This is a genomic window from Psychrobacter raelei, from assembly GCF_022631235.3.
Taxonomy (GTDB): Bacteria; Pseudomonadota; Gammaproteobacteria; order Pseudomonadales; family Moraxellaceae; genus Psychrobacter; species Psychrobacter raelei.
On the sequence record NZ_CP093310.2, the window covers coordinates 147,523 to 169,886 of the forward strand.

At 45.4% G+C, this 22,364-nt stretch carries 19 protein-coding genes and 2 tRNA genes; 12 read left to right on the plus strand and 9 right to left on the minus strand.

Translation table 11 applies throughout. The annotated features are described in order from the left end of the window. The first annotated feature begins 269 nt into the window (after positions 1–269). Positions 270–1,373: an FUSC family protein gene (locus MN210_RS00620; RefSeq protein WP_338412376.1), complete on the plus strand. Its 1,104-nt coding sequence runs from the start codon at positions 270–272 to the stop codon at positions 1,371–1,373. A 72-nt stretch (positions 1,374–1,445) separates the two neighbouring features. Here the strand turns inward: MN210_RS00620 and aroE are convergent, their stop codons facing one another. Further along, on the minus strand, positions 1,446–2,243 hold the full coding sequence (gene aroE / locus MN210_RS00625) for a shikimate dehydrogenase (RefSeq protein ID WP_241879764.1): 798 nt from the start codon (positions 2,241–2,243) through the stop codon (positions 1,446–1,448). A gap of 572 nt (positions 2,244–2,815) precedes the next feature. On the opposite strand from aroE, the gene MN210_RS00630 reads away from it, so the two are divergent. Together MN210_RS00630 and MN210_RS00635 are read left to right on the plus strand one after the other, a co-directional pair. Continuing rightward, positions 2,816–3,511 (plus strand): hypothetical protein, encoded by a 696-nt coding sequence (locus MN210_RS00630; protein WP_011959416.1) that lies wholly within the window; start codon positions 2,816–2,818, stop codon positions 3,509–3,511. 83 nt (positions 3,512–3,594) lie between these two features. Then, positions 3,595–4,566, plus strand: a complete 972-nt coding sequence (locus MN210_RS00635; protein WP_338412377.1) for an aminotransferase class IV — start codon at positions 3,595–3,597, stop codon at positions 4,564–4,566. Here MN210_RS00635 and MN210_RS00640 read toward each other — a convergent pair. Both MN210_RS00640 and MN210_RS00645 read right to left on the minus strand, forming a co-directional pair. Continuing rightward, positions 4,538–5,359: a DNA-methyltransferase gene (locus tag MN210_RS00640; RefSeq protein WP_338412378.1), complete on the minus strand. Its 822-nt coding sequence runs from the start codon at positions 5,357–5,359 to the stop codon at positions 4,538–4,540. The genes MN210_RS00635 and MN210_RS00640 overlap by 29 nt on opposite strands. 3 nt (positions 5,360–5,362) lie before the next feature. Next, the gene (locus MN210_RS00645; protein ID WP_201544525.1) at positions 5,363–5,617 is read right to left on the minus strand and encodes a hypothetical protein; all 255 of its coding nucleotides are present in this window, start codon (positions 5,615–5,617) and stop codon (positions 5,363–5,365) included. A gap of 90 nt (positions 5,618–5,707) precedes the next feature. Between MN210_RS00645 and MN210_RS00650 the strand changes: the two genes are divergently transcribed. Next, positions 5,708–5,929 carry a helix-turn-helix domain-containing protein gene (locus tag MN210_RS00650; RefSeq protein ID WP_241878894.1) on the plus strand — a complete coding sequence of 74 codons (222 nt, stop codon included), beginning with the start codon at positions 5,708–5,710 and terminating at the stop codon, positions 5,927–5,929. Positions 5,930–5,931: 2 nt separating this feature from the next. Continuing rightward, positions 5,932–6,612, plus strand: coding sequence for a hypothetical protein (locus MN210_RS00655; RefSeq protein WP_241878895.1), 681 nt, complete (start codon positions 5,932–5,934; stop codon positions 6,610–6,612). Here MN210_RS00655 and MN210_RS00660 read toward each other — a convergent pair. Then, the gene (locus MN210_RS00660) at positions 6,609–7,508 is read right to left on the minus strand and encodes a DNA adenine methylase (protein ID WP_338412379.1); all 900 of its coding nucleotides are present in this window, start codon (positions 7,506–7,508) and stop codon (positions 6,609–6,611) included. The genes MN210_RS00655 and MN210_RS00660 overlap by 4 nt on opposite strands. Positions 7,509–7,692: 184 nt before the next feature. On the opposite strand from MN210_RS00660, the gene mltG reads away from it, so the two are divergent. Further along, on the plus strand, positions 7,693–8,874 hold the full coding sequence (gene mltG, locus MN210_RS00665; RefSeq protein WP_011959421.1) for an endolytic transglycosylase MltG: 1,182 nt from the start codon (positions 7,693–7,695) through the stop codon (positions 8,872–8,874). 96 nt (positions 8,875–8,970) lie between these two features. After that, positions 8,971–9,597, plus strand: coding sequence for a dTMP kinase (gene tmk / locus MN210_RS00670; RefSeq protein ID WP_201544529.1), 627 nt, complete (start codon positions 8,971–8,973; stop codon positions 9,595–9,597). Between the two features lie 144 nt (positions 9,598–9,741). On the opposite strand, the gene MN210_RS00675 is transcribed toward tmk, so the two are convergent. Continuing rightward, entirely contained in the window at positions 9,742–12,024 is a 2,283-nt protein-coding gene (locus tag MN210_RS00675; protein ID WP_201544530.1) for a cation:proton antiporter domain-containing protein, read from the minus strand. Positions 12,025–12,728: 704 nt separating this feature from the next. On the opposite strand from MN210_RS00675, the gene MN210_RS00680 reads away from it, so the two are divergent. Then, entirely contained in the window at positions 12,729–14,267 is a 1,539-nt protein-coding gene (locus tag MN210_RS00680) for a Do family serine endopeptidase (protein ID WP_338412380.1), read from the plus strand. A 207-nt stretch (positions 14,268–14,474) separates the two neighbouring features. On the opposite strand, the gene MN210_RS00685 is transcribed toward MN210_RS00680, so the two are convergent. The 3 genes from MN210_RS00685 to MN210_RS00695 form a co-directional block, all read right to left on the minus strand. After that, a tRNA-Glu gene (locus MN210_RS00685) sits at positions 14,475–14,550 on the minus strand. 132 nt (positions 14,551–14,682) lie between these two features. Continuing rightward, a tRNA-Ala gene (locus tag MN210_RS00690) sits at positions 14,683–14,758 on the minus strand. 146 nt (positions 14,759–14,904) lie between these two features. Further along, complete coding sequence (locus tag MN210_RS00695; RefSeq protein WP_241878899.1) at positions 14,905–15,789, minus strand: pirin family protein; 885 nt, start codon at positions 15,787–15,789, stop codon at positions 14,905–14,907. Positions 15,790–15,995: 206 nt separating this feature from the next. Here MN210_RS00695 and MN210_RS00700 point away from each other — a divergent pair, with 206 nt between their 5' ends. Then, positions 15,996–16,502, plus strand: coding sequence for a YgjP-like metallopeptidase domain-containing protein (locus tag MN210_RS00700; protein ID WP_338412381.1), 507 nt, complete (start codon positions 15,996–15,998; stop codon positions 16,500–16,502). A gap of 126 nt (positions 16,503–16,628) precedes the next feature. Here MN210_RS00700 and gltX read toward each other — a convergent pair whose 3' ends face one another. Further along, positions 16,629–18,146, minus strand: a complete 1,518-nt coding sequence (gltX, locus tag MN210_RS00705) for a glutamate--tRNA ligase (protein ID WP_338412382.1) — start codon at positions 18,144–18,146, stop codon at positions 16,629–16,631. Between the two features lie 444 nt (positions 18,147–18,590). Here gltX and rsmH point away from each other — a divergent pair, with 444 nt between their 5' ends. The 3 genes from rsmH to MN210_RS00720 all read left to right on the plus strand — a co-directional run bounded on the left by rsmH (position 18,591) and on the right by MN210_RS00720 (position 22,317). Then, complete coding sequence (gene rsmH, locus MN210_RS00710; protein WP_338412383.1) at positions 18,591–19,610, plus strand: 16S rRNA (cytosine(1402)-N(4))-methyltransferase RsmH; 1,020 nt, start codon at positions 18,591–18,593, stop codon at positions 19,608–19,610. Positions 19,611–19,763: 153 nt separating this feature from the next. Beyond that, positions 19,764–20,222 carry a cell division protein FtsL gene (gene ftsL / locus MN210_RS00715; protein ID WP_110815927.1) on the plus strand — a complete coding sequence of 153 codons (459 nt, stop codon included), beginning with the start codon at positions 19,764–19,766 and terminating at the stop codon, positions 20,220–20,222. Continuing rightward, positions 20,215–22,317 carry a peptidoglycan D,D-transpeptidase FtsI family protein gene (locus tag MN210_RS00720; protein WP_155586747.1) on the plus strand — a complete coding sequence of 701 codons (2,103 nt, stop codon included), beginning with the start codon at positions 20,215–20,217 and terminating at the stop codon, positions 22,315–22,317. The genes ftsL and MN210_RS00720 overlap by 8 nt, the downstream gene beginning before the upstream one ends. Positions 22,318–22,364: the final 47 nt, after the last annotated feature.

Consider the following 22,364-nt stretch of genomic DNA (forward strand, 5'->3'; position numbering starts at 1 on the left):
ATAAATACTCTTAAATTAGAGCCAACACAAAGCATAAGGCGGCAAACAACCCTTGATGGGTTTTATAAGCAATAAAAAACAGTTAAGGTAGATGATAACTTTAATGACTCACCGTTTAATTAATATTAATTGTCAATCAGTATGCTATAGCTTTTAGATTCTCGCCACATTTCGGTGTAGTTAAAGTGTCATTTTTGGTTTTAGTTTGTTTCTTGATTCGATATATATGCCTTCAATAACATTTTTATAATTAAGAGTCCGCATCTTTTATGTCAATTAAACGTTTAAAACAAATCGCCAAGCACGAGGCTGAGCATCTATTCACAGTTAGGCCAAGTGCCAAGCCTTGGCATGTCAGCCTCTCTGCAGCACTAATTATTGCCTCTACCATTCTTATTGGTGCTTTATACCATAACTTGCCAATGGGTATTTTGGCGTCATTGGGCGCTATGATTATCCTAAACCAGCCCGTTGCAGGGAGTTTGCGCCAACGCCAAGGCTTGCTATTGCTCATGGGCATTATCATGGTGCTAAGCTTTAGTGTGGGCCTCATAGCGCATCAGGTTCAGTTATTAAAATGGCCTTTATTCACGCTACTTTGTTTTATCGTGGTGGCCATAGGTCGCTACATGCATCTGCCTCCGCCGGGTAGTATGTTTGTGCTGATGGCATCTGTCATCGCCATATTTATGCCTGGGGGATGGGAGGATATGCCAGGTAGGATAAGCGTGGTAGCCGCCGGTGCGCTATATGCTTGGGTCATGTCTTTGTTTTATAACTTAGCGGTGGTGGGGGTGGCATCTGAGCCTGCGCCCTCTAAGCACTACTATGAGCTTGGGCTAATTACTGAAAGCTTAATCGTCTGTTTTTTTGTGGTGTTGTCGCTTGAATTGGCGCTGTGGCTAGATATGCCTTATCCTTATTGGGTGCCTGTAAGCTGTTATATTATCATGCAGGGCATGCAGTTACGTACGATGTGGATCAGGCAACTGCACCGTGTTTTAGGGACCGGCATTGGGGTGTTTGTCGCCGCGTTTTTATTGTCGTTTTCATGGAGCAATGTAGGGGTGGCGTTGGTGATTTTTTGCCTACTATTGTGGATAGAGACGTTGGTGTCTCGCCATTATGCTTCGGCAGTTATTATGATCACCCCTTTGACGATATTTATTGCGGAATATGGTAAGAGCGCCGCCCATACCGAAGTAGGGGCAATGGCTTATCAAGGGATAATGCAAGCGCGGTTTTTGGATACTTTATTAGGTTGTGTGGTCGCTTTATTGGGCGGTGTGGTTATGCAGTCAACTTGGCTAAGGCGACCGCTGATGACACTTGAGGCCAAAGTTTTTCAAGACAAAATCCGACTGCAAAAATAGATCTTTTTTGACGATACAACGAAGCCCAGAGCAGCCAAAATTGGATAATTAAATAAAGAATTAAATAAAGAATTAAATGAATAAATTGCTATCTACCGCCTTACCGGTCCATTGAGTAAAGCTTAAAGCCGCCTGACCGATTAGCATACCGTAGCCCTCAGAGACTTGGGCGGAGTGTGAGTGAAAATGGGTCAAAAAGGGCAGCTCACGGCCATACATCATGTCATAAGCATAGCCGCATCTAAGTGCCTCACTAAGTGGCAGGCTGTCGCCAGATAAGCCAATGGAGGTGGCATTTATGATTAAATCGTATTGACCCGTGAGTGCCTCGATGGTGCAGCTTGTAGGGGCAATGGTTGCAATCAAAGGATGGGCGCTACAAAGCTGGTCTATCAAATCTTCAGCCTTACTGAGCGTGCGATTGGCAATGGTCAGCTCGCTTATACCCGCTTCAATCAGTGGTAATACCACACCTCGTGATGCACCGCCTGCGCCCAATATCGCCACTTTAGCGCCCTGTAGCGGCCAACCCAATTGCCGTAAGTGATTGACCAGACCTTGACCATCGGTATTATCACCAAACAGCTTACCATCTTTGAGTAACAAGGTGTTGACGGCGCCTGCCACCTGAGCATGTGCAGACAAGCCGCCTTGCTCGGCGCACATCTGATAAGCAATCTGCTTAAAAGGCACCGTGACATTAGCGCCCACACCGCCGCCATTAAAAAACGCTTCTACCACTGCCGTAAAGCTGGCCTTATCGTCAGGACAGTATTGACGCGCATAACGAATATCGAGTCCGGTTTGCTTAGCGAATTGCTGATGAATTTGTGGCGATTTACTGTGTGCAATGGGATTACCAATCACCATAAAATGCTGCGTCTGAGCATCAACTGAGCGTTTGGCGTCGGAGTTTGAATTAATAGTAAGGTTACGGCTGATGTCAGATGGGGTCATAAGGCACTCTTTAAGTAAAAAAATCGGTGGGATAGTGCACTGTGGCTTGATTATAGTATCGAAAAATATCAAACGTATCGAAAAATATCAAAAAAGTGTGTGGCCGTGTTAGGCTCAAGCAAGTCAACTATTATGCTACGCTGCTTATGGGTGACTATAATTTAGTACAAAAAACTTAATATAACAAACCCACTATCGTCGTGACAGCCCCCTGTAAGGTTTTACTGAGGCTTCATGCTTTTTCCACTATGCAATGGCGGGGGTTTTGGATACACTAAGCATTCGCTGCTGTATCAAATTGGCTCGATAATTGACCCCCATTTGATGCTAGGGCAATAATACGGCTAAATGCTATTATGGGCGTCATTATCAGTTAGCAATACAGTCCCAATGCCCTAAAAGTGATGCCTTTATTGTGAAGGATTCATTGAAAAGTTACCAAGGTGGGTAACGGTTTTACAATATAAGTGAAAAGGTGTGCGTGAATGATTTTCAGCATTATTTCGAACAAGCCAGCCAACGCTTCTCTACCACAGTCTTCCGCTCAAGGCCTTGCTACTCGTATAGGCGCCTTGGGTCTGGCCGCCTGCTTATTGGTTACGGGGTGTAGCAAGGTAGAGGAGAGCACCACCAGCGTAGAGACCACCGCGGAGCAAGCTTTGGCCGATTCTGGAGCAGCCGAGAGTACGCCTGATATGGCAAACAATCGCACCAAGGCCGCTGTGGTTCCTGAGGGTAAGCCGGTGAGCTACGATGTCGAAAACTGGAAGAGCGATGACAGCAAACGCCTTGAGCCCACAGATTTAAAACAACTGCAGCGCAAACTGGGCAAAGTGACGGTAACAGATGAAAATAGCCTAGATTACGCCAGTAACACCGCCATAAAATACCGCTTTATGAAAGGCGATGAGCCTTATCTAGACATTATAGACTCACAAGAATACCTAGAATTCGGCTGGTACTATGCCAACCCCAATGACTCAGACAGCGAAAAGAAAATGAGCATTGACCATGCCAAAAAAATGTACCAAGTAGCCGCCGAGCTTATGGGCTCTGAAGGCAGTCAACTGGTTGCTAACATGCTATCGGGCCAAATTACCAAAAATAAAAAGATCGGTGAGCGTCAAGTTGAGCTGGCCAAATGTGAGTTTTATAGCTGTATGTTGGTGTTAAAAAAATAGCTGTGTAGCGGCAGTTTGTCGCCCAATAACCCCGTGTGAAAAGCATCGATAACCCCATTACTCATCACCCTAAGGATACGTCTATGTCGCACGCCATGCAGTGGTATCAGATGAGTGATACCGGCTTAGTGGCTTGGGATAAGTCTGCTTCTGATACGGCCCCCAATCTTCGGGCCTTGGCGTATGGGGATGGGTTTTTTACCACCATGGGTGTGTATGATGGTTCACTGCTATGGCAGTCCTACCATCAAGCGCGCTTGCAATCACACTGCCACGCACTCAACTTATCTTTGCCTACCCCCACCAGCGAGGCGCTATGGCAAGCACTACAAGCGTGCGCCGCTAACATAACCCATGGTCTTATCAAAATTATCATCTCACGCCCTACGCAGTCTGTGCGTGGCTATGCTTATAGTGCGTCAACTGAACACAATGAGGCGCTTATTTGGGTGGGGATTATGCCAAGCGATATCTTGGCTCAGCAGCAAGCTCGGTTCTTAGACTTACCCCTAGGCATTAAGGCGCCCTCTGCTCATTTATCTGGCTCACTTGGGCAGGTGATTTTGCAGCAGCCTGCGACCATTGCCACTTGCTTGCAGTCACGTCTTGCCAATTTTCCTGCGCCACTTGCCGGACTTAAAAGCCTAAATCGTTTAGACGGGGTGATGATAGCGGGCGAGTTGCAGCGCATGAAGCAGCAACACCCCAAGCTGACAGAGGCCTTGGTGGCCGATATGGCTGGCAACTGGGTCGAAGGGGTGATGAGCAATGTGTTTTATCAACTCACCAGCGATGATGATCATATCAAGCATCAATGGTTTACGCCGCCCATTGAGGCATCGGGAGTGCGCGGTACCATGCGCCAAGTGATTATCGATAGATTGGCAGCTTTAGGACAACCCGTGGTTCTTCGTGCTTTGCAAGATGCCGATCTACTCAGTCTAGAAGCCTTGTTCTTTTGTAATGCGGTGCGCGGGGTGATGCCAGTGCGTGAGCTTATTGTGGGTAATCAGTGGTTAGAATTGTCTATAGAGCCTTATTTAGTAGGCGATTAAAATGTTGTTTAAAAAATTGCTTACGCCCTTCCTGTTGTAAATCATGATACCTGTCTTCGCTTAGCTTCATAAACTCATCTTCTTTATCTATTCCGATGAAATTTCTTTCAAGCACATTAGCCGCAATACCAGTTGTTGATGAGCCTGTGAATGGATCGAGAACGAGATCCTCTTTTTGGGTAGAAGCTAGAATAATTTGAGCCAATAGAGGCAGAGGTTTTTGTGTCGGATGTTTTCCACAGCCTTTCTCCCATTTACCGATAGCTGGTAGGCGCCAGACATCTTTCATTTGCTTATCGTTATTAAGCTTTTTCATAAGATCGTAGTCAAAATAATGTGGAACTTTAGGATGTTTTCTTGCCCAGATAATAAATTCAGTAGAGTGTGTGAAAAAGCGGCATGAGAAATTAGGTGGCGGATTCGTTTTTTCCCAAGTAATCACATTAAGTATTTTGAATCCGAGCTGCGGCAATATAGTGCCTAGTGTAAATATATTATGGTGGGTACCACTTATCCAAATAGTCGCATTATCTGCCATTTTTTCACGAGCTTTAGCTAACCATTCATAGGTAAAGTCGTAAGTCTCAGTGTCTGTTGTAAATTTATCCCATTTCCCTTTATTAACGGATTGAACCTTGCCATTCTTAACGGTTAGACCGTCATTAGATAAGAAATAGGGAGGATCAGCGAAAATCATATTTACTGGTTGGTTAGCATTATCAAGAGCTGACAAACAGTCACCTTGATAAAGAGTGAAGTCTTTATTATTGCTTTGAAAGTATGGAGTTTGCATATGTTATTCCAACATATCTGCTAAAAAATGGAGCAGTGTTGGGAGATCGAATGTACCTTCTGCAAAGCCATATTGTTCACAGTCTTCAGGAATTAGAACCTGCTGGCCAAGAAATCTAGGATCTTCACTGATTATTCTTAAGGTATTAACTAACTCCTCTCTTACTACTACAGGACTCTGTGAGCCTAAAGTTTCATCAGGTACGTTTTGAGTGGGTGTTTGCTGAATATTAATAGTGATATTTTCGATATTAAGCATAGCAGAACCTTAAGGTAAGTATTTACCTGATTTAAAAATGACACTTATTGTGTGTAGTTAAAGTCTAACGAACTCTCGAGAATAAAGCAAATGAAAGAACCAATTTTAATTAAATTCGGACAACGTATTCGATCTTTACGTAAAGAGCGTGGACTTAGCCAAGAACAATTGGCTGAGAGGGCAGGCTTTCATCGTAATTATGTGGGAATGATTGAGCGTGGAGAGCGAAACCCCTCGCTGCTTAACATAGAGGTGTTTGCTAAAACGTTTGGTATGAGTTTGTCGGAGTTGCTTAATATAGAGGAAGAATAGATATGCGGCTAGAAGAAGTCTTTGATAAACTGCCTAAGTTATACAATAAACCTTTTTCGGAATTAAAATTAGAAGAGGATATCTCTGGATTCTCTATTAATAAAGGTAATACAGGACAGTTCCTACAGGCATTACTCGATATGCCTAATAATAGTGACTTAACAGATTTTGATGATGGTGAGTTGAAAACTAACAAGACACGTATCGATGGAACCCCAGATCAGACAATGTTTATTACGCAAATATCACGAGACTTCGATTCTTTGTTTTTTGAGGATTTGGAAAGCAATCGCTTGTTAGATAAAATTAGTAACTTGCTTTATTTACCTGTAGTAAAGCCAGTAGGAAGTGACCCTGAAGATTGGTATTTTTTGCCTGCTCACCACATTGACTCTAGAAATAATGAAGTATTAAAAAACCTATATTTGCAGGACTTTCTAACTATTAAAGAAAAAGTTTTAGATGATTTAGAAAATTCTTCAGATGGCTTTATACACACAGCTAACGGTAAATATATCCAAATTAGAAGTAAAGACTCAATGAAGAAAGATGGTACTTACAACCCCATATATTCACAGAAGCTAGGACGTGAAGTATCTAATAAGAATCATGCATTTTACTTTAAGAGACAGTTTATGCTTGCAGTACAAAGTGGTGAGATACCAAGCAATATAATTCTCTAATAATTCCTAATCAGTAGCTCATTAATTTTGCCACGTTTGCTGCCTTTTGAATTAACACTTCTACCAGCTGAAACGCGATCAATAGTATATTCTGAGTATAGTTCATCAAAGAACCTATTTTCAGGATCTAGGTTAGTAGTATCTGAGTTGCTAAGAAGCCACTGATACCCTTGATTATCTAACAAGTCACAAGCCTGCTTTAGTTTTACTTGGTCTTCATCGTTAAAGCTGTCCTTGGCATAGGAAGTAAAGCTAGATGACTCACTTAATGGTTTATAAGGTGGGTCAAGATAAACAAAGGTTGGCAGTTGTTCCTTATTAGAGTCTTGTGCTGTCTGTATCGTGTCTTCAAAGCTCATATTAAGGATTTCGACATTCTGGAGTAACTCAGAACATCTATGAATAACTTCTTCAAAAACAAATTTTGGTTGTTTATAGCTGCCAATAGGCACATTAAACTTATTTTTACTGTTCACGCGATATAGCCCGTTAAAGCCTGCTCTATTCAAGAACATGAATAAGCCTGCATGTTTTATAGCATCTGTTTCTCTAAGATTAAACTCTTCACGTTTTGCGTAGTAATAAGGCTTTTTAGCTTCTTTATCTTCTAATTGATCATATTCATCTTGAAGTGTTTGAAGGTAGTTTAATAGTTTCTGAGGATGTGACTGAACCACCTTGTATAAGTTAACCAGATCAGTATTAATATCACTCAATATTACTTTGGTAGGCGGGTTTTGACTATCTAGTAAATGCAGGGCGACAGCTGCACTACCAACAAAAGGCTCAACGTATTGGTAAGGTTGACCCGCTTCTATATACTCAGGGAGTCTGCTTGTAATCTCAGGTATAAGTTGGCTTTTACCACCTACCCATTTTATAAACGGTTTTGCCATTAGCTGCGCCCACTTTGAAAATCAAATAGCTCAACATTATAGCAAATAATAAGTAATCAAATCTCAAGCAACCTTGAATGCTTTTTTCAGATAAAGGTTAAACTTGCGCTTAGATGACTAATCCCCATTGAATATCCGAGCATACAGTGCTAAATTCTAGCAAACTTTTACCTCGTGAGTGGCTATGAGCGATTCTAATTCAAAAAATCCCAGCAATACCCCGCACAATCCATCAGATGTTGACCAAAATGAAGCACCTCACACTGACGTCTCCTTAGTCTGTGATGACCCTTCTCGTCATAAAAAGCCGCCGCAAAAACCCACATCCAATCGTAGCTATCAGCTGCTGCTGGTACTGGGATTAATGGCTGCTTTTGTGGTGGCTATGGCTTATCAGACCCTGTTTGGTCACTCTGATCGACCTGCCGGCGACTTAGTGGTGGAAGAGGGTCAAAGTTACTATGGCTTCTTACCACAGTTTCAGCGCGATGTGCCCATGTTCTCAGCCAGCTTGGCCAAGCTTTATATCAAGTCGGCCGTCGATACGCCACTAAAGGCAGGAACCTATGAAGTGCCTGCCAATGCCAGCTTAAAGCAGCTTATTGATGCTTTTAAACAAGGCGAGAAAGTGGACATGGTGGCCATTCAGATTATCGAGGGCAAGACTGCCGCTGATTTATATAAAGTGATTGCAAACACGCCGGGTGTCACCTTAGAGGTACTACAAAAAGACGGCAAGCCCAAACCCAATTTGAAGCAGCTGCTGGGTATCGATGCTGTCACCCCAGAGGGAGAGTTTGCTGATAATCTAGAGGGTTGGTTTACCCCAGACACCTATCACTATGCCAAAGGGGTGACCGACAAGCAGATCTTGACCGATTTGTACCAGCGCCAACAAAAAGCGCTGGATGAGGCGTGGGCGAGCCGCTCTAAAGGTCTGCCGTATAAGTCGCCTTATGAAGCCTTAATTATGGCCTCAATCATCGAAAAAGAGACCAGTGTCGATAGTGAGCGTGAATTGGTGTCTGCGGTGTTTGTAAACCGTTTGAATAAGCCGATGCGCCTACAGACGGATCCTACCATTATTTATGGTATGGGTGAGCGTTATGAGGGCAACATCCGCCGTGCTGATATCAATGAAAAGACCGCTTATAACACCTATCAAATCGACGGCTTACCACCCACCCCCATTGCGCTACCCTCACCGGCATCTATTGACGCTGCGCTACATCCAGCTGACAGTGATGTGTTGTACTTTGTGGCGACGGGTACCGGCGGTCATAAGTTCACCAAGACTTATGCGGAGCATAACCAAGCGGTAAAAGAGTATTTGGCGGTGATGCGCCAACAAAAAAGCGGTCAATAAATAGATGTAGGCGAACAACAAGTACGCCTATTATATGTGGGGAAAAACACCCTGATATTAACAAGGGTGATACTGGCAACAACGAGGTAATCGACATTGAGTCTAGGTAAGTTTGTAAGCTTTGAAGGCACCGAAGGGGTAGGAAAAACCACAGCGATTAATGGCTTGTGTGAGCGCTTGCAAGCTCAAGGCATCGAGTATGTCCGCACCCGTGAGCCAGGCGGAAGCCCCTTTGCTGAGAAGCTGCGTGAGTTGTTGTTAGACACACGTACTCAGATTAATGATGACACTGAGCTGTTATTGATGTTTGCTGCGCGCAGTGACCATTTAGCGCAAGTTATTATGCCGGCATTAAGCGCAGGCAAATGGGTGATCTGTGATCGCTTTATTGACTCTACTGTGGCCTATCAAGGCTATGGACGAGGCTTTGGGAATGCCGATATGCTACATAAAATCGAGGCTCTTATTGCAGGGTTTGTACCGCGTTTACCTGACATTACCTTGTGGTTAGATCTGCCAGTCGCCGAGGGCATGCAGCGCGCCGGCAAACGTAGTGTAGCTGACCGCTTTGAACAGCAGCAACTTGATTTCTTTGATCGTGTTTATCAAGGTTTTGAGGCTCAGCAGCAAGCACAGCCGCAGCGCATTCAGCGTATCGATGCTCAAGGTGAGGTAGAGCAAGTGGCGGATAGAATTTGGCAGGCAGTCAGCCAGCAGCTATAGCGAGGCAGCCTAAGGGTGAGGCTTTGCCTTTGCTTCAATGACCGACTTCACCTCTTGCCAAGCTTTAGTTTGCTAAGTTTTGAGTCATAAAAAAGAGCAGCTCGTATTCGGGCTGCTCTTTTTTTTGCGGTGTGTAACCTGGTTTTAAGACAATTTATCTGAGCTATTTTTGGCATGGGTATCAGGCAGGCGCTGCGGATCTAGTGACCCATCAGGTTGTCTGGGTGCTTGTGAATTGCCATTGTCCTGTGACTGTAGTGATTTTACGGAGGCCGCTTTGCTCACTTTGGGGGCAGCTGCAGCACTGTCAGAGTGCTTTTGTAGGCTTTGCTCAAGCTTATTGGCCAGATCTGCCTCAAGCTGAGTGGCCGGTAGCGTAGAGGCTGCCGACTTCGATGCCGTGTCTGCATGAGCTGTGTCTTGAACCACTTGGCTATCAACGGCTGCCGTTTGGGCGTCAGAGGCGGCCAGTTTAGGTTCAGCTTTGGCAGGAGTCGTGGCCGCTTGGGCGCCATAGTTGGGGTCACGCACATCTTCATTAAGGGTCTTTTCTTTGCGTTTTTCAGGCGCTTTGGAGGTAGACTCAAACTGCAAGTCGGCCAAAGCACGGGCCTGATTTTGCTTTTCTGTGACATCGACTGTTTTAGGCTGTACTTCATCTTCAATGACGAGCGCTACCAGCTTGTGATCACGAGGTATGTCATTTTCAAAGCTGTCGGTAATCACATGCAAATGACCTTCTTTATCAATGGTATATAAGGGGACAAATTGCTTATTATCGGCGCGATACTGGCTGTAGCTATAGCTGTCGGTAATGTTGGTAATTTTGATGCGTGCCTTTTTAGACAGCATACTGGCCATCTTGGTATAGGTGGCATCTTTACCGAACAGCCAGCGTGAGGTGAAGTTGGCACGGCGGGTTTCGCGTTCGGTTTTGGCCTTATCTTCGGTGAATTTTAGACGGTAAATTTTTTGTTCGCCAAATTCATGACGGTAATGCAGCTCAGATAAGGTATTCATCTCCTTATCGGTGCTCATCGCAAATAAATGGCCAATACCAATCAAATCCAAATGCCGATCGGCATGGTCTGAGATGGGGTTACCAAAGTAGGTGCGTAGGCCAGACATACGTGCTTTAGCAATATTGGTGTAGTTATTGTGCGCCACCAATACATCGAAGCCTTGGTCTTGTAGAGATTCAGCCACTTTTAAGGCCACAGGGTTTGAGCCGACAATCAGTACACCATTGCTGGCAGGCTCACGCACGCCCAATAGGTTACCCACCATTTTGGCACCCAAGCCTTGGATCAATACAGTACCGATAATCACCATAAACACTAGGGGTACTAACAGCTCAACACCTTGAATATCATACTCTTGCAAGCGAATGGCGAACAAAGAGGAGATGGCAGCAGCCACAATACCACGTGGCCCAATCCAGCTGATCATCATCTTCTCAGAGGTCTTTAAGTTCGAGCCCATAGACGATGCCCACACCGATAAAGGGCGTGCCACGAACATCACAATGGCCAACAGCACCAAGCCTTGGAAGCCCACACTCAATAAGCTGTTTAGCTCTACACGGGCAGCGAGTACGATGAACAACACTGAGATGAGTAAGACGGTTAATGACTCATTAAACTCCAAGATTTGCTCACGCGGAAAGCCTTTCCAGTTAGCTAGAGCCACACCCATGACCGTCACGGCCAGTAGACCTGATTCATGTTCTAAATGGTTGGATAAAGAGAACAGTAGCAGCACAAAAGCTAAGGTAAAGACGTTGTGTAAGAACTCAGGAATCATATGGCGCTTGATCAAGTTGGCCAATACGAATGCCCCAAACATACCGATGGCGGTGGCAATAACCACAATCTCAGCGAATAAGAAGATACTGTTGGCCTCTCCGCCTGAGATGATATATTCATACACCAAGACCACGGCGATTGCGCCTACCGGATCAATGATGATGCCTTCCCATTTTAGGATATTGGAGATGGTTTTGTTGGGCCGCACACTGCGCAGCAAAGGCATGATTACCGTCGGCCCGGTCACACAGACTAAGGAGCCGAACAATAAAGCGATAAGCGGATCGACATCAAACAACAAGTAGGTGGATAATGCCACCACAGCGATAGTAATCACTACCCCTAAGGACACCAACATTTGTACCACTTTACCGTGCTGCTTAATCTCTTCAAACTCTAAGGTCAATGAGCCTTCAAATAAAATAATTGCCACGCCCAAAGAGATAAAAGGGAATAATAAATCGCCAATGACCGCATCAGGGTCGAAATAACCCATAACTGGACCGACAAAGATGCCAATGAGCAATAAAAATAAAATAGACGGCTGTTTTAAATACCAAGCCAGCCACTGCGCTGCAATGCCAAGCCCAACCACGCCAGATAATAATAAGGCGGTATCCATGAAAAATTCCTTGTGTTTGCAGTGTCATTTAGACCAAAAGCGGGCGAAACTAAAAAATATCTAGGTTCCCTGCTACTTGTCAATGGTATATAAAAGCGACACCGAAAAAAAAGCCTAGTGAGTAACGACTAGGCTTTGCTAACTACAATATAAAGATAACCAGCGTAACAAATACTGAGTTTTAATGAGGTTATCATATCACGAAATAAAGTAACACATCCGATACAATGGGGCAGTTGCCATAAAACGGTGACTAAAATTGGTTAAAACTGGCGTTGATTTTGAGTAAAAACAACCCCTTTTTTTCAAAAAAAATAGGCGCTATTGCCTAAAATAAAAGGGCTAACGCTCAGGATGATTTTGTAAAGTCAAATTGGCATCAGCTGCGCCTAGATTTTAGGTAACAAAATAAAAAGCATGTGTAATTGGCGTGTTGAAAATCTATGATATAAGTCATGTAGCATATAAAGCAGTTACAATATAGTATAAACGTCACTCATATAAAAAAAGTAATGCTCGGTCGGTGTATTGCTAGGGTTATAACCTTAATTAAGCTCAATGGTTGTCTAATAGAGTATCACCTCGTCTCTGATGACCCTGCGGTTATGCCTAAGCACACACCTTTACTCATTAAGACCTAAGCGGGCCAGTATATTTTGCTTGTCAGCGGATCTTTGAGCACAGACTCACTTGGAGAATCAACAATGAAAAATACGCCCAACAGACCAAAAACGATAGTTAGCGCATTAAAAACAACTTACTTGTCTCAAAGCTTACAAAAAAGCCAACAAAAGCTTAAAGCGTTCGGTGCAGGCTCTGTGCTGGCACTGAGTGGCTTTGGCATAGGTAGTTTGGGGCTAACCGCAGGCACAGCTTTATTGGCTACCTCTGCGACTATACCTACGGCAGCACAGGCCGCGGTTGTGGCTTCAGATTTCTCAGATTTGGTGGAGCAGGTGAGCCCAGGCGTTGCTAGAGTCAACGTAGTGACTAAGGTGAGTGAAGAGGAGCTTGCCAAGGCTCAAACTGTTGAGCTGCTGCGACAGTTCTTCGGCGACCGCATTCGCATTCCAGGTGCCCAAACAGCCCCGGCCATTGAATACAACTATGGTACGGGCTTTTTTGTGACCTCAGATGGCTATCTGTTGACCAACCACCATGTGATTGCGGGGGCAGATAAGATTACGGTCACCTTAAATGACCGCACCGAGCTTGATGCCACTTTGGTCGGCAGTGATGAGCGCTCCGATGTGGCGGTATTAAAGGTAAAAGCCCAGCCAGGTAAGTCTTATCCTGCGCTGCCTACCGGTGACTCCAATGCGGTAAAAGTGGGTGAGCCAGTATTGGCTATTGGCTCGCCTTTTGGTTTTGATTATTCAGCGTCGGCCGGTATCGTCAGTGCCAAGTCGCGTAACTTCTCACGGGATATTAGCGTGCCCTTTATCCAGTCGGATGTGGCGCTAAACCCAGGCAACTCAGGCGGTCCACTATTTAATCGTAACGGCCAAGTTATTGGCATTAACTCTCGAATATTCAGTGGTACTGGCGGCTATATGGGACTGTCTTTTTCTATCCCCATTAATGAGGCGATGGATATTTATCAGCAGCTAAAACAAACCGGCACAGTGTCACGCGCTTATCTGGGTATATTCCCTCAAGACATCGACCGCAACTTGGCCGAAGCTTATGGCCTAAGTAAGCCGCAAGGGGCGCTACTGATTAAGGTTACCCCTAAGTCGCCAGCAGAAGCAGCTGGCCTAAAGGCGGGCGATATCATCACCCATTACAACGGTAAAATGATTTTAGAATCCTCTGACCTTTTAAACATCATTAACCGCAGTAAGCCAGGTGAGAGCTTTAAAGCCGATGTATTGCGTCAAGGCAAAAAGATTGCAGTCATTGGTAAGTTATCAGCAGCGCCCGATGATGTGGCACCAGATGCGGTGGTCACTAAGTCTAATAACAGCCAAATTCGTCTAGGCTTGCGCATTCAGGCGCTGCCTCGTGAAAGCTTGGCACAGCTGGACGGAGAAGGGGTATTGGTAACCGAGGTAGATCCTACAGGGATAGCAGCCAGAGCTGGTATAAGAGCCGGTGACGTTATCACTAACCTGCATCAGAAGTCGATTAAGAGTATCGATGACTTCCAGCGGGCGCTACGTCAATTACCTGAAGCGGGCGTGGTGACCATTGAGGTGGTGCGTCAAGGTATCCCAGCCATTATCGGTCTGCGTTTGGATTAGCACTGACGCTTATTCGTATTGCCTATTGCAAGAAGGCGATGTCATTTTATAGGGTGGCATCGCTTTTTTTGGGGCTATTGATGGGGATGGGGCGTTTACTGGTAATAAGGTGCTGGACTAATACACCGACGTAAAAAAACCTCCAATCGTTCTGATTGGAGGTTTAGTGCTTATCTCTTAAATAGATTAAGGATAAGCTCGAATAGGTGGTATCCCGTAGGGGATTCGAACCCCTGTTACCGCCGTGAAAGGGCGGGGTCCTAGGCCTCTAGACGAACGGGACACAAAATCATGTAAACATGAAATAGTTTTACAACGTAAGGTGCTATAAATAGCGTTGCCTAGGTGCTTACGTTGGTGCCGTTGATACTCGTTATATATTAAATATTTTGATTATCAACTGTCTTAGAAAATATGGTGGAGCTAAACGGAGTCGAACCGTTGACCCCTTGCATGCCATGCAAGTGCTCTACCAACTGAGCTATAGCCCCTCTCTAAGAGTGGGCGTATTTTAGGCAATATCTCAAGCATTGTCAACACCTATTTTCAATTAATTTGTATTTTTTGCAAAAAAAAGGCCACGGACTAGCCGTGGCCTTTGGTTATCAACCGTTATACACAATTGATAAGAGACAAATTAAGCACCTTCACCGAAGCGGCCTTGCTGGAAGTCGTTCACCGCTTGGATGATCTGTTGCTGGCTGTTCATTACAAATGGGCCATACTGTACAATCGGTTCATTTAAAGGACGACCAGTTACCAAGATGACTTTGGTATCTTCATTACCGGCTTGGATAGTCACCCCATCAGCATTCGGGTCGTTTTTTAAGATGGCCATGTTTTTAACTGGTATACGCTTGTCCTCAATGCTGGCGCTACCACGGTAGACAAACACAAAGCTATTGTGGCTGGCTGGAATATGGTGACTAAAGCTGGCACCGGCCGGCAAATGAATATCTAGATACGTAGGCTCAGTCACCTCACGAGTAACCGCACCTTCTACACCATTGGATTCACCGGCAATGACGGTTACTTTTGTGCCATTTTCGGTCACAAATTTTGGCAAATCAGCATCTTGGAAGTCTTTGTACCAAGGGGCATTCATTTTGTCTTTAGCTGGCAGGTTTAGCCATAGCTGAAAGCCTTCCATCGCGCCATCTTCTTGCTCAGGTAGCTCAGAGTGAATCACGCCACTGGCAGCGGTCATCCACTGTACACCACCATTTTCAAGCAAGCCTTCATTACCGGCACTGTCTTTGTGACGCATACGGCCTTCAATCATATAAGTTACGGTTTCAAAGCCGCGATGAGGATGGCTTGGAAAACCTGCGATATAGTCATCTGGGTTATCGCTTTTGAAGTTATCGAGCATCAAGTAAGGGTCAAGGCGATGCTGTAATTGGTGAGTCAGTACGCGGGTTAATTTAACGCCTGCACCATCTTGTGTGTCTACACCAGCATATAGCTGCTCAACTTGACGAGGTTGGGTAATGGTCACATCATTTTTTACAGAGGTAGTCATTGTTATTCTCCTAATGATTGATATATCTTCTATTTGATGTCTTATACTATAGAATTCAAGGTATCGTAGTTTGGTGTCTTTGTTACTGTATATTGTTAATGTAACATAATGATATGCGCTTTTAAATTAAGAAATTCTTATTAAATGATTTTCTTTTTTCAAATCATCCACCCGCCCAGTTATAACCTGTAAAAAGAGAGCCTTAGGTGACTGCATTAAAATATATTGCCCATTATCCCGAGCAAGTTCAAAGCCAAGCGCGCACCTTAATCGCCCAAAACAAGCTTGGTGATTATTTGCAGCAAAAATATCCCAATCGGCACCAGATCCAAAGTGATAAGGCACTGTATCAATACGTCACTGAGCTAAAAAACCGTTATATGCGCAATGTTGGCACCTTATCTCAGGTGAGCTATAACAGTAAGCTGAGTGTGCTAAAAAATGCGCTCGGTATTCACACCCATCAGTCTCGGGTGCAGGGCAGCAAGCTTAAATCGCACAATAGCATTACTGTGGCGAGCATTTTTAGAGAGGCGCCGTTTGAGTTTTTGCAGATGATTGTGGTGCATGAGTTGGCACACTTCAAAGAGAGCGACCACAATAAGGCTTTTTATCAGATGTGTTGTCATATGCAGCCGCAGTATCACCAAGTAGAGCTTGATATGAGGCTGTGGCTATTATGGCGGGATTTGGAGAGTAAAAAGAGGGGCTAGACGCAGCTGACTTTGATTAAAGTAATGAGCGCATTTGGTTCAAAATAAAAGGACTGAGACTTGTACAATACAGATCTCAGTCCTTTTTTGGGGACCGTTTAAACTTGCTTTTGTCTAAGTTAACGGTTACTCAGCTGCCAAAAAGTCTGGCATATCCGCTGCGGTTTTCTCAAGCTTTTTCAGCTTTTTCTTGCCAATACCGCCCAAAACTTCAACGGCATGACGCAGGCGAGTTAAGGTCATATCAGCGCCAATCACATACATAGAGTTCATCACAGGCGTCGATGAGGTGCTGCCAGCAATGGCAATAAAGAACGGCGCCATCATGTCACGCAGCTTGATATCGAGCGCAGCGCTTAAGCCTTTAAGTGTTTTAAAGATATTGTCTTCGCTCCACTCAGGTAATGCTTCAAGTTTCCAAGTGGCAATCTGCAGGATTTCCATGATTTGCTCAGGTGTGAGCGTTTTGTGCTCGAAGCTCTCAGCGGTAATGCTTGGCAGATTTTGGAAATAAAAGCCACCCCAGTTCACGGCATCAGACAACAGATGGATACGGGGCTGAATCGCCGCTGCAATGGCGGTTAATTTGTCTGAATCATTTGCCCAGTCCAAAATCTTATTTTTTAACTGCTCTGGGGTTAGCGCACGTAGCCATTCACCATTTAACCAATGTAGCTTTTCAAGATCAAAGATAGGGCCACCTAATGACACACGCGTGATGTCAAAGCTTTCAATCATCTCATCAAGGGTGAAGATTTCTTTGTCATCAGGCATTGAGTAACCCATACGACCTAAGTAGTTTAGTAGCGCTTCTGGCAACACGCCGGCATCACGATAATAGGTAATAGACGTTGGGTTTTTACGCTTAGACAGCTTTGATTTATCTGGGTTACGCAGCAGTGGCATGTGGCACAGCACAGGCATCTCCCAACCGAAGTAATCATACAATAGCTGATGCTTAGGCGCTGAGTTTAGCCACTCTTCACCGCGGATAACGTGAGTGATCTCCATTAAGTGATCATCCACCACGTTGGCTAGGTGATATGTGGGTAGGCCGTCTGTTTTTAACAGCACTTGCATGTCCACTTGTTCCCAAGGAATTTCCACTTCGCCGCGTAGCATGTCTTGTACTTTACACACGCCTTCGGTGGGCACTTTCATCCGAATAACGAATGGCTTACCCTCGGCAGCCATTTTGTCAGACTCTTCTCGAGGTAAGTTGGCATAGCGGCCGTCATAATGAGGGTTTTCACCACGCGCGATTTGTTCGGCACGCATGGCATCTAACTCCTCAGGGGTACAGAAGCAGCGAAAAGCATGACCTTTGTCCAACAACTCTTGAGCATACTGTTTATAAATTTCACTGCGCTCGCTTTGACGGTATGGGGCATGCGGACCACCATTGTCAGGACCCTCCGCCCAGTCTAGACCGACCCAGCGTAAGGCGTCTAAAATCATTTGCTCTGATTGCTCAGTTGAGCGGCTTTGATCGGTATCCTCAATACGTAGGATGAATTCACCGCCATGTGCTTTGGCAAAGGCTAGGTTAAATAGGGCGATATAGGCAGTGCCTACATGAGGAAAGCCGGTGGGTGAGGGGGCGATACGGGTGCGGACAGAGCGCTGGGCTGTGGTTTGTGTCATGATGCTCTCTTAAGTTTATGTTGGGTGGTTTTAAAATTTGGTTACGATTTATCAAAAAATTTGCAGCAGTAAATGAACTTTAACGCTTATTATAGCAGGTTTGATTTGGCGCTTATAATCTTGGCTCTATGCCCGCACTAGCTAAGCTTTTTGGCCAGTTTTTGACTTTTTATTGTGATGAATAGGCTTTTTTAAGCTCAAAATAAGCGGCCAGTGCTCAGCAATGAGGCGGCGCTAAAAGTGGGTTTGGTGCCTGAAAAAAGAGGTAACATATTTTGTTTGGTTAACTTATCTTACTTTTCTTGACATGGTGACATAGCTTGCGATAATGGATGGTTAAAATACCTTATTTATTACTTGCCTGTTTTAACCACACTGATAAGCTAAGTCTGCGATGTTGATGGCTATCAGGTTGGTTTACGTTTTTTAGGAATACTAGTTACTGTGACCGATGTCCCTACCTCCGCACCACGCTCCACCTCAAAATCAGAGTTTAGCCACGAAACGGTGTTACTGTTTGAAACGGTAGCGGCAGTCTTGGGCGAAAAGTCGCTCAATGATAACACCCCCAAGCATGACGGGATTTATGTCGATGCGACCTTTGGCCGTGGCGGGCACAGCAAGCTTTTGCTTAACTATTTAAGTGATGATGCCAAGCTGTTTGTGTTCGACAAAGATCCAGAGGCCATTGATGTGGCCAATGATTTGGCCGCAGAAGATAAGCGGGTGATAGTGGTACACGACAGCTTTGCTGATATGACGCAGTGCTTAAATAGCCGCGGGGTGAGCCAAGTTGACGGTATTATGGCTGATTTGGGCGTCTCCTCACCACAGCTTGATGATGGCAGCCGCGGCTTTAGCTTTATGCGTGATGGTGCCATTGATATGCGTATGGACACCAGCCGAGGACAGTCGGTAGGCGAATGGCTACAAACAGTGGATGAAGAGACGTTGGCCGATGTGTTGTACGACTTCGGTGAGGAGCGTCACAGCCGACGTATTGCTCGTGCCATCAAGGGCATGACGCAGTACACCTCGACTTTAGAGCTTGCGGAGGTGATTAAGCAGGCGCACCCCAAGTGGCAAAAAGGCAAACATCCGGCGACCCAAAGCTTCCAGGCGATGCGTATCTTTATTAACAATGAGCTGGGCGATATAGATAGCTTTTTGGCGCAAAGCCTAACGCTGCTTGCCCCCCAAGGTCAGCTTGCGGTGATCAGCTTTCACTCTTTAGAAGACCGCCGCATTAAGCAGTTTTTGCAGCGCCACAGCCGAGGTCAGTATCCTGAAGATGAAAACTTACCGATGCCGCCGCAGCGTCCACGTTATTTTAGTAAGCCCAAACGTATCGCACCAAGCAAAGCGGAGGTCACCGTGAATAATCGCTCAAGAAGTGCTTGGTTAAGAGTAGCAACACGCACCGATACCCCATATAATACCGACCCTAGCCCGCAACACAGTTAGGGCGAACCTAGGCAATATAAATTCAGTTAAATGGATGCGCTAACCGGGGTATGATTAAGTCAATTAACGCCCCAAAACTCCATAAAGCGGCTGTTTTACTGAGTCATTTTTTTTATCCTTAAAGACCGCTGCGGTCATAATATCAGTCACTATATGGCAAATAATAATACCCAAAGCTCGACCCAAATTGATAAAGACTCGTTGGAAATCAGCGAGTTTTTGACCAAGCGCTACCGCGGGGTGAGCGTCTATGGCACGGTCATGATTTTGCTGGCGATCGGCATTATCTGGACAGCGGTGCTGACGTCTGAACAGGTGCAGCAGTATCATGAAGATTATATGGCGCTGCAAAAAATGAAGGTTGAGCACCGCAATTTGCAAATTGAAAATCAGCGTTTGGTCATTGAACAGCAAACCTTTAGTGCCACGCCGCAAATAGCCAGCCGTGCTGTGACTCAGCTGAGCATGTATTCTCCTTCTAATAAAGACAAGCTTATTTTGCAGCCGATGGCCGCTAAGCCTGGGGATAGATTGAACATTGAACAACCCAAAACCGAGTCTGAAGAGACCGACACCACCACCGCACCATCACTAGGGGGCAAAGATGAGTAAGAAGCCTTCTAATCGTCCGACTACCAAAAAAGGCACTACCAAAAAAAGTACCGATAAGCCATTACACGGTAAGGTAACCGAGCCTTTGGTCACCCCAAAGAAAACAGCTGCTAATAAAACAAGCAAAGCCAATAATAAGGCTGAGCCTAACTCAGGGCTGTCTAAGCTTAAGTTTTGGAAAAAAGACCAAAGCGACAGTGAGGTCTACACCAGTGTTAAGCACCGCAGCGGCAAAATATTTAAATCGACCACCGTGGGCGCCTCAAGCCGAGGCAGCATAGAAAGTGATCTTATCCGTTTTAAGATTATGTGGGGATTTGCGGCAATTTTTTTGGTAGTACTCATCGGCCGAGCGATGTATTTGCAAATATTCAATGCCCAAAAGTTCATTGATAAAGGCAATGAAATCATTACCAGTGAGCGCACTCAGCATTCGTATCGCGGTATGATTACTGATCGCAACTTACAGCCATTGGCGGTCAGTGCGCCTTTGGCCAGCGTGTCATTTAGCCCATACGACTATGCCCAAGCCTATTACGAGCTGCAAAAACGCATCCAAAAAAATGCCGATGACCCCGAAGCCCAAGCGCGTTTGCTAAAAAAGCTAAAAGAGATGGATTTGGCACAATTGGCCAGCGTGTCAGGCATGTCGCTTGAGCGTCTGCAGCAATCTGTAGCCATTGATAAGAGCGTTGATGCTACTAATGAAGAGGCAGTAAAAGCAGCAATGCCCAAGGGGGCAGGCTCACATTATCTACCTTTATTAAATAAGGTCACCCCAGAGATTGCCGATGCGGTGATGGCGTTAAACTTCCCAGGGGTGTATGAAAACCAAGAGTTTCGCCGTTATTATCCGCAGCCACAGCCCAATGCACAGCTGCTGGGCTTTATGGGCCACAATGCCAATGATCCCAATAGTGGTTATGAAGGCCGTGCCGGTATTGAGCGTCAGTTTGAAAAGCAGTTAGCAGGGCAAGATGGTAAGGTGCGTGTCTTAAAAGACCGCTATCAAAACAGCATTGAAGAGCTGGAGCAAATTAAGCCTGTGGTTCCGGGTCAAGACGTTGCACTGTCTATCGATTCTCGCTTGCAGTACTTATTATACAAAGAGCTTGAGCGTGTGGGCCGTGTGCAAGAAGCACGCTGGTCAACTGGTATGGTGGTGGATGTACACACCGGTGAGGTGCTTGCCTTATCGACCTGGCCTTCATTTAACAACAACAACTTAAATGAAATGACCGGTAATAACCAACGTAACCGGGCAGTGCTCGATGTATTCGAGCCAGGGTCAGTAATGAAGCCTTTTACAGTGGCTACCGCTTTAAAATCTGGTAAATATACCGAGAATTCATTAATTAACACCAGCCCAGGTTCTATCCGTGTCAAGGGGTATACCATCCGTGACCACAATAACTTAGGCTCAATTACGATGGCTACCTTGATCCAAAAATCAAGTAACGTGGCCTCGACTAAGATTGCTTTATCGTTACCCCCTGATGCCATTACCAATATGCAAAAGAACTTCGGCTTTGGTCAAAAAACAGCGCTGCAGTTCCCAGGTGAGCAGCCAGGTATCATTCCAACGCCTAAAGAGAACGAGACCTCACGCAGAGCGACGGTGAGCTATGGTTATGGCCTGCAAGTAACGCTGGCGCAAATTGCTCAAGCTTATGCAGCGCTTGGCTCAGGCGGGGTGATGCATCCACTGACTTTGGTTAAACAAGACCAAAAACCTGCTGGCAAACGTGTCCTCGATGAAAAAGATGCCATGGCCGTGGTCAAGATGATGGAAACCGTGACTCAGCCAGGTGGTACGGCAACGGCCGCTGCCATTGATGGCTACCGCATTGCAGGTAAAACAGGGACCTCACGCCGAGTCAATCCAAAAGGCGGCTATTACACCGATCAATACCGTACGGTGTTCGCAGGTATCGCTCCGGCGTCCAACCCGCGCTTGGTGACCGTGATCTTAGTTGAAGACCCCCGTCAGACCTATTATGCCGGTATCGTTGCTGCTCCTGTCTTTAAAAACGTGATGCAAGAAGCGCTGCGTTTGTATAACGTGCCGTTAGACAAACCCTTAAAGGCAGAATAGCCGTTTTTAGGCGGCCAACTGTGGCAGTTGGCCGCTTAACTGGTCAA

Coding starts and splice junctions, on each gene's coding strand:
- MN210_RS00620 (WP_338412376.1), top strand. CDS start 270: ATGTCAATTAAACGTTTAAAACAAATCGCCAAGCACGAGGCTGAGCAT.
- aroE (WP_241879764.1), bottom strand. CDS start 2,243: ATGGTGATTGGTAATCCCATTGCACACAGTAAATCGCCACAAATTCAT.
- MN210_RS00630 (WP_011959416.1), top strand. CDS start 2,816: ATGATTTTCAGCATTATTTCGAACAAGCCAGCCAACGCTTCTCTACCA.
- MN210_RS00635 (WP_338412377.1), top strand. CDS start 3,595: ATGTCGCACGCCATGCAGTGGTATCAGATGAGTGATACCGGCTTAGTG.
- MN210_RS00640 (WP_338412378.1), bottom strand. CDS start 5,359: ATGCAAACTCCATACTTTCAAAGCAATAATAAAGACTTCACTCTTTAT.
- MN210_RS00645 (WP_201544525.1), bottom strand. CDS start 5,617: ATGCTTAATATCGAAAATATCACTATTAATATTCAGCAAACACCCACT.
- MN210_RS00650 (WP_241878894.1), top strand. CDS start 5,708: ATGAAAGAACCAATTTTAATTAAATTCGGACAACGTATTCGATCTTTA.
- MN210_RS00655 (WP_241878895.1), top strand. CDS start 5,932: ATGCGGCTAGAAGAAGTCTTTGATAAACTGCCTAAGTTATACAATAAA.
- MN210_RS00660 (WP_338412379.1), bottom strand. CDS start 7,508: ATGGCAAAACCGTTTATAAAATGGGTAGGTGGTAAAAGCCAACTTATA.
- mltG (WP_011959421.1), top strand. CDS start 7,693: ATGAGCGATTCTAATTCAAAAAATCCCAGCAATACCCCGCACAATCCA.
- MN210_RS00675 (WP_201544530.1), bottom strand. CDS start 12,024: ATGGATACCGCCTTATTATTATCTGGCGTGGTTGGGCTTGGCATTGCA.
- MN210_RS00680 (WP_338412380.1), top strand. CDS start 12,729: ATGAAAAATACGCCCAACAGACCAAAAACGATAGTTAGCGCATTAAAA.
- MN210_RS00695 (WP_241878899.1), bottom strand. CDS start 15,789: ATGACTACCTCTGTAAAAAATGATGTGACCATTACCCAACCTCGTCAA.
- gltX (WP_338412382.1), bottom strand. CDS start 18,146: ATGACACAAACCACAGCCCAGCGCTCTGTCCGCACCCGTATCGCCCCC.
- ftsL (WP_110815927.1), top strand. CDS start 19,764: ATGGCAAATAATAATACCCAAAGCTCGACCCAAATTGATAAAGACTCG.
- MN210_RS00720 (WP_155586747.1), top strand. CDS start 20,215: ATGAGTAAGAAGCCTTCTAATCGTCCGACTACCAAAAAAGGCACTACC.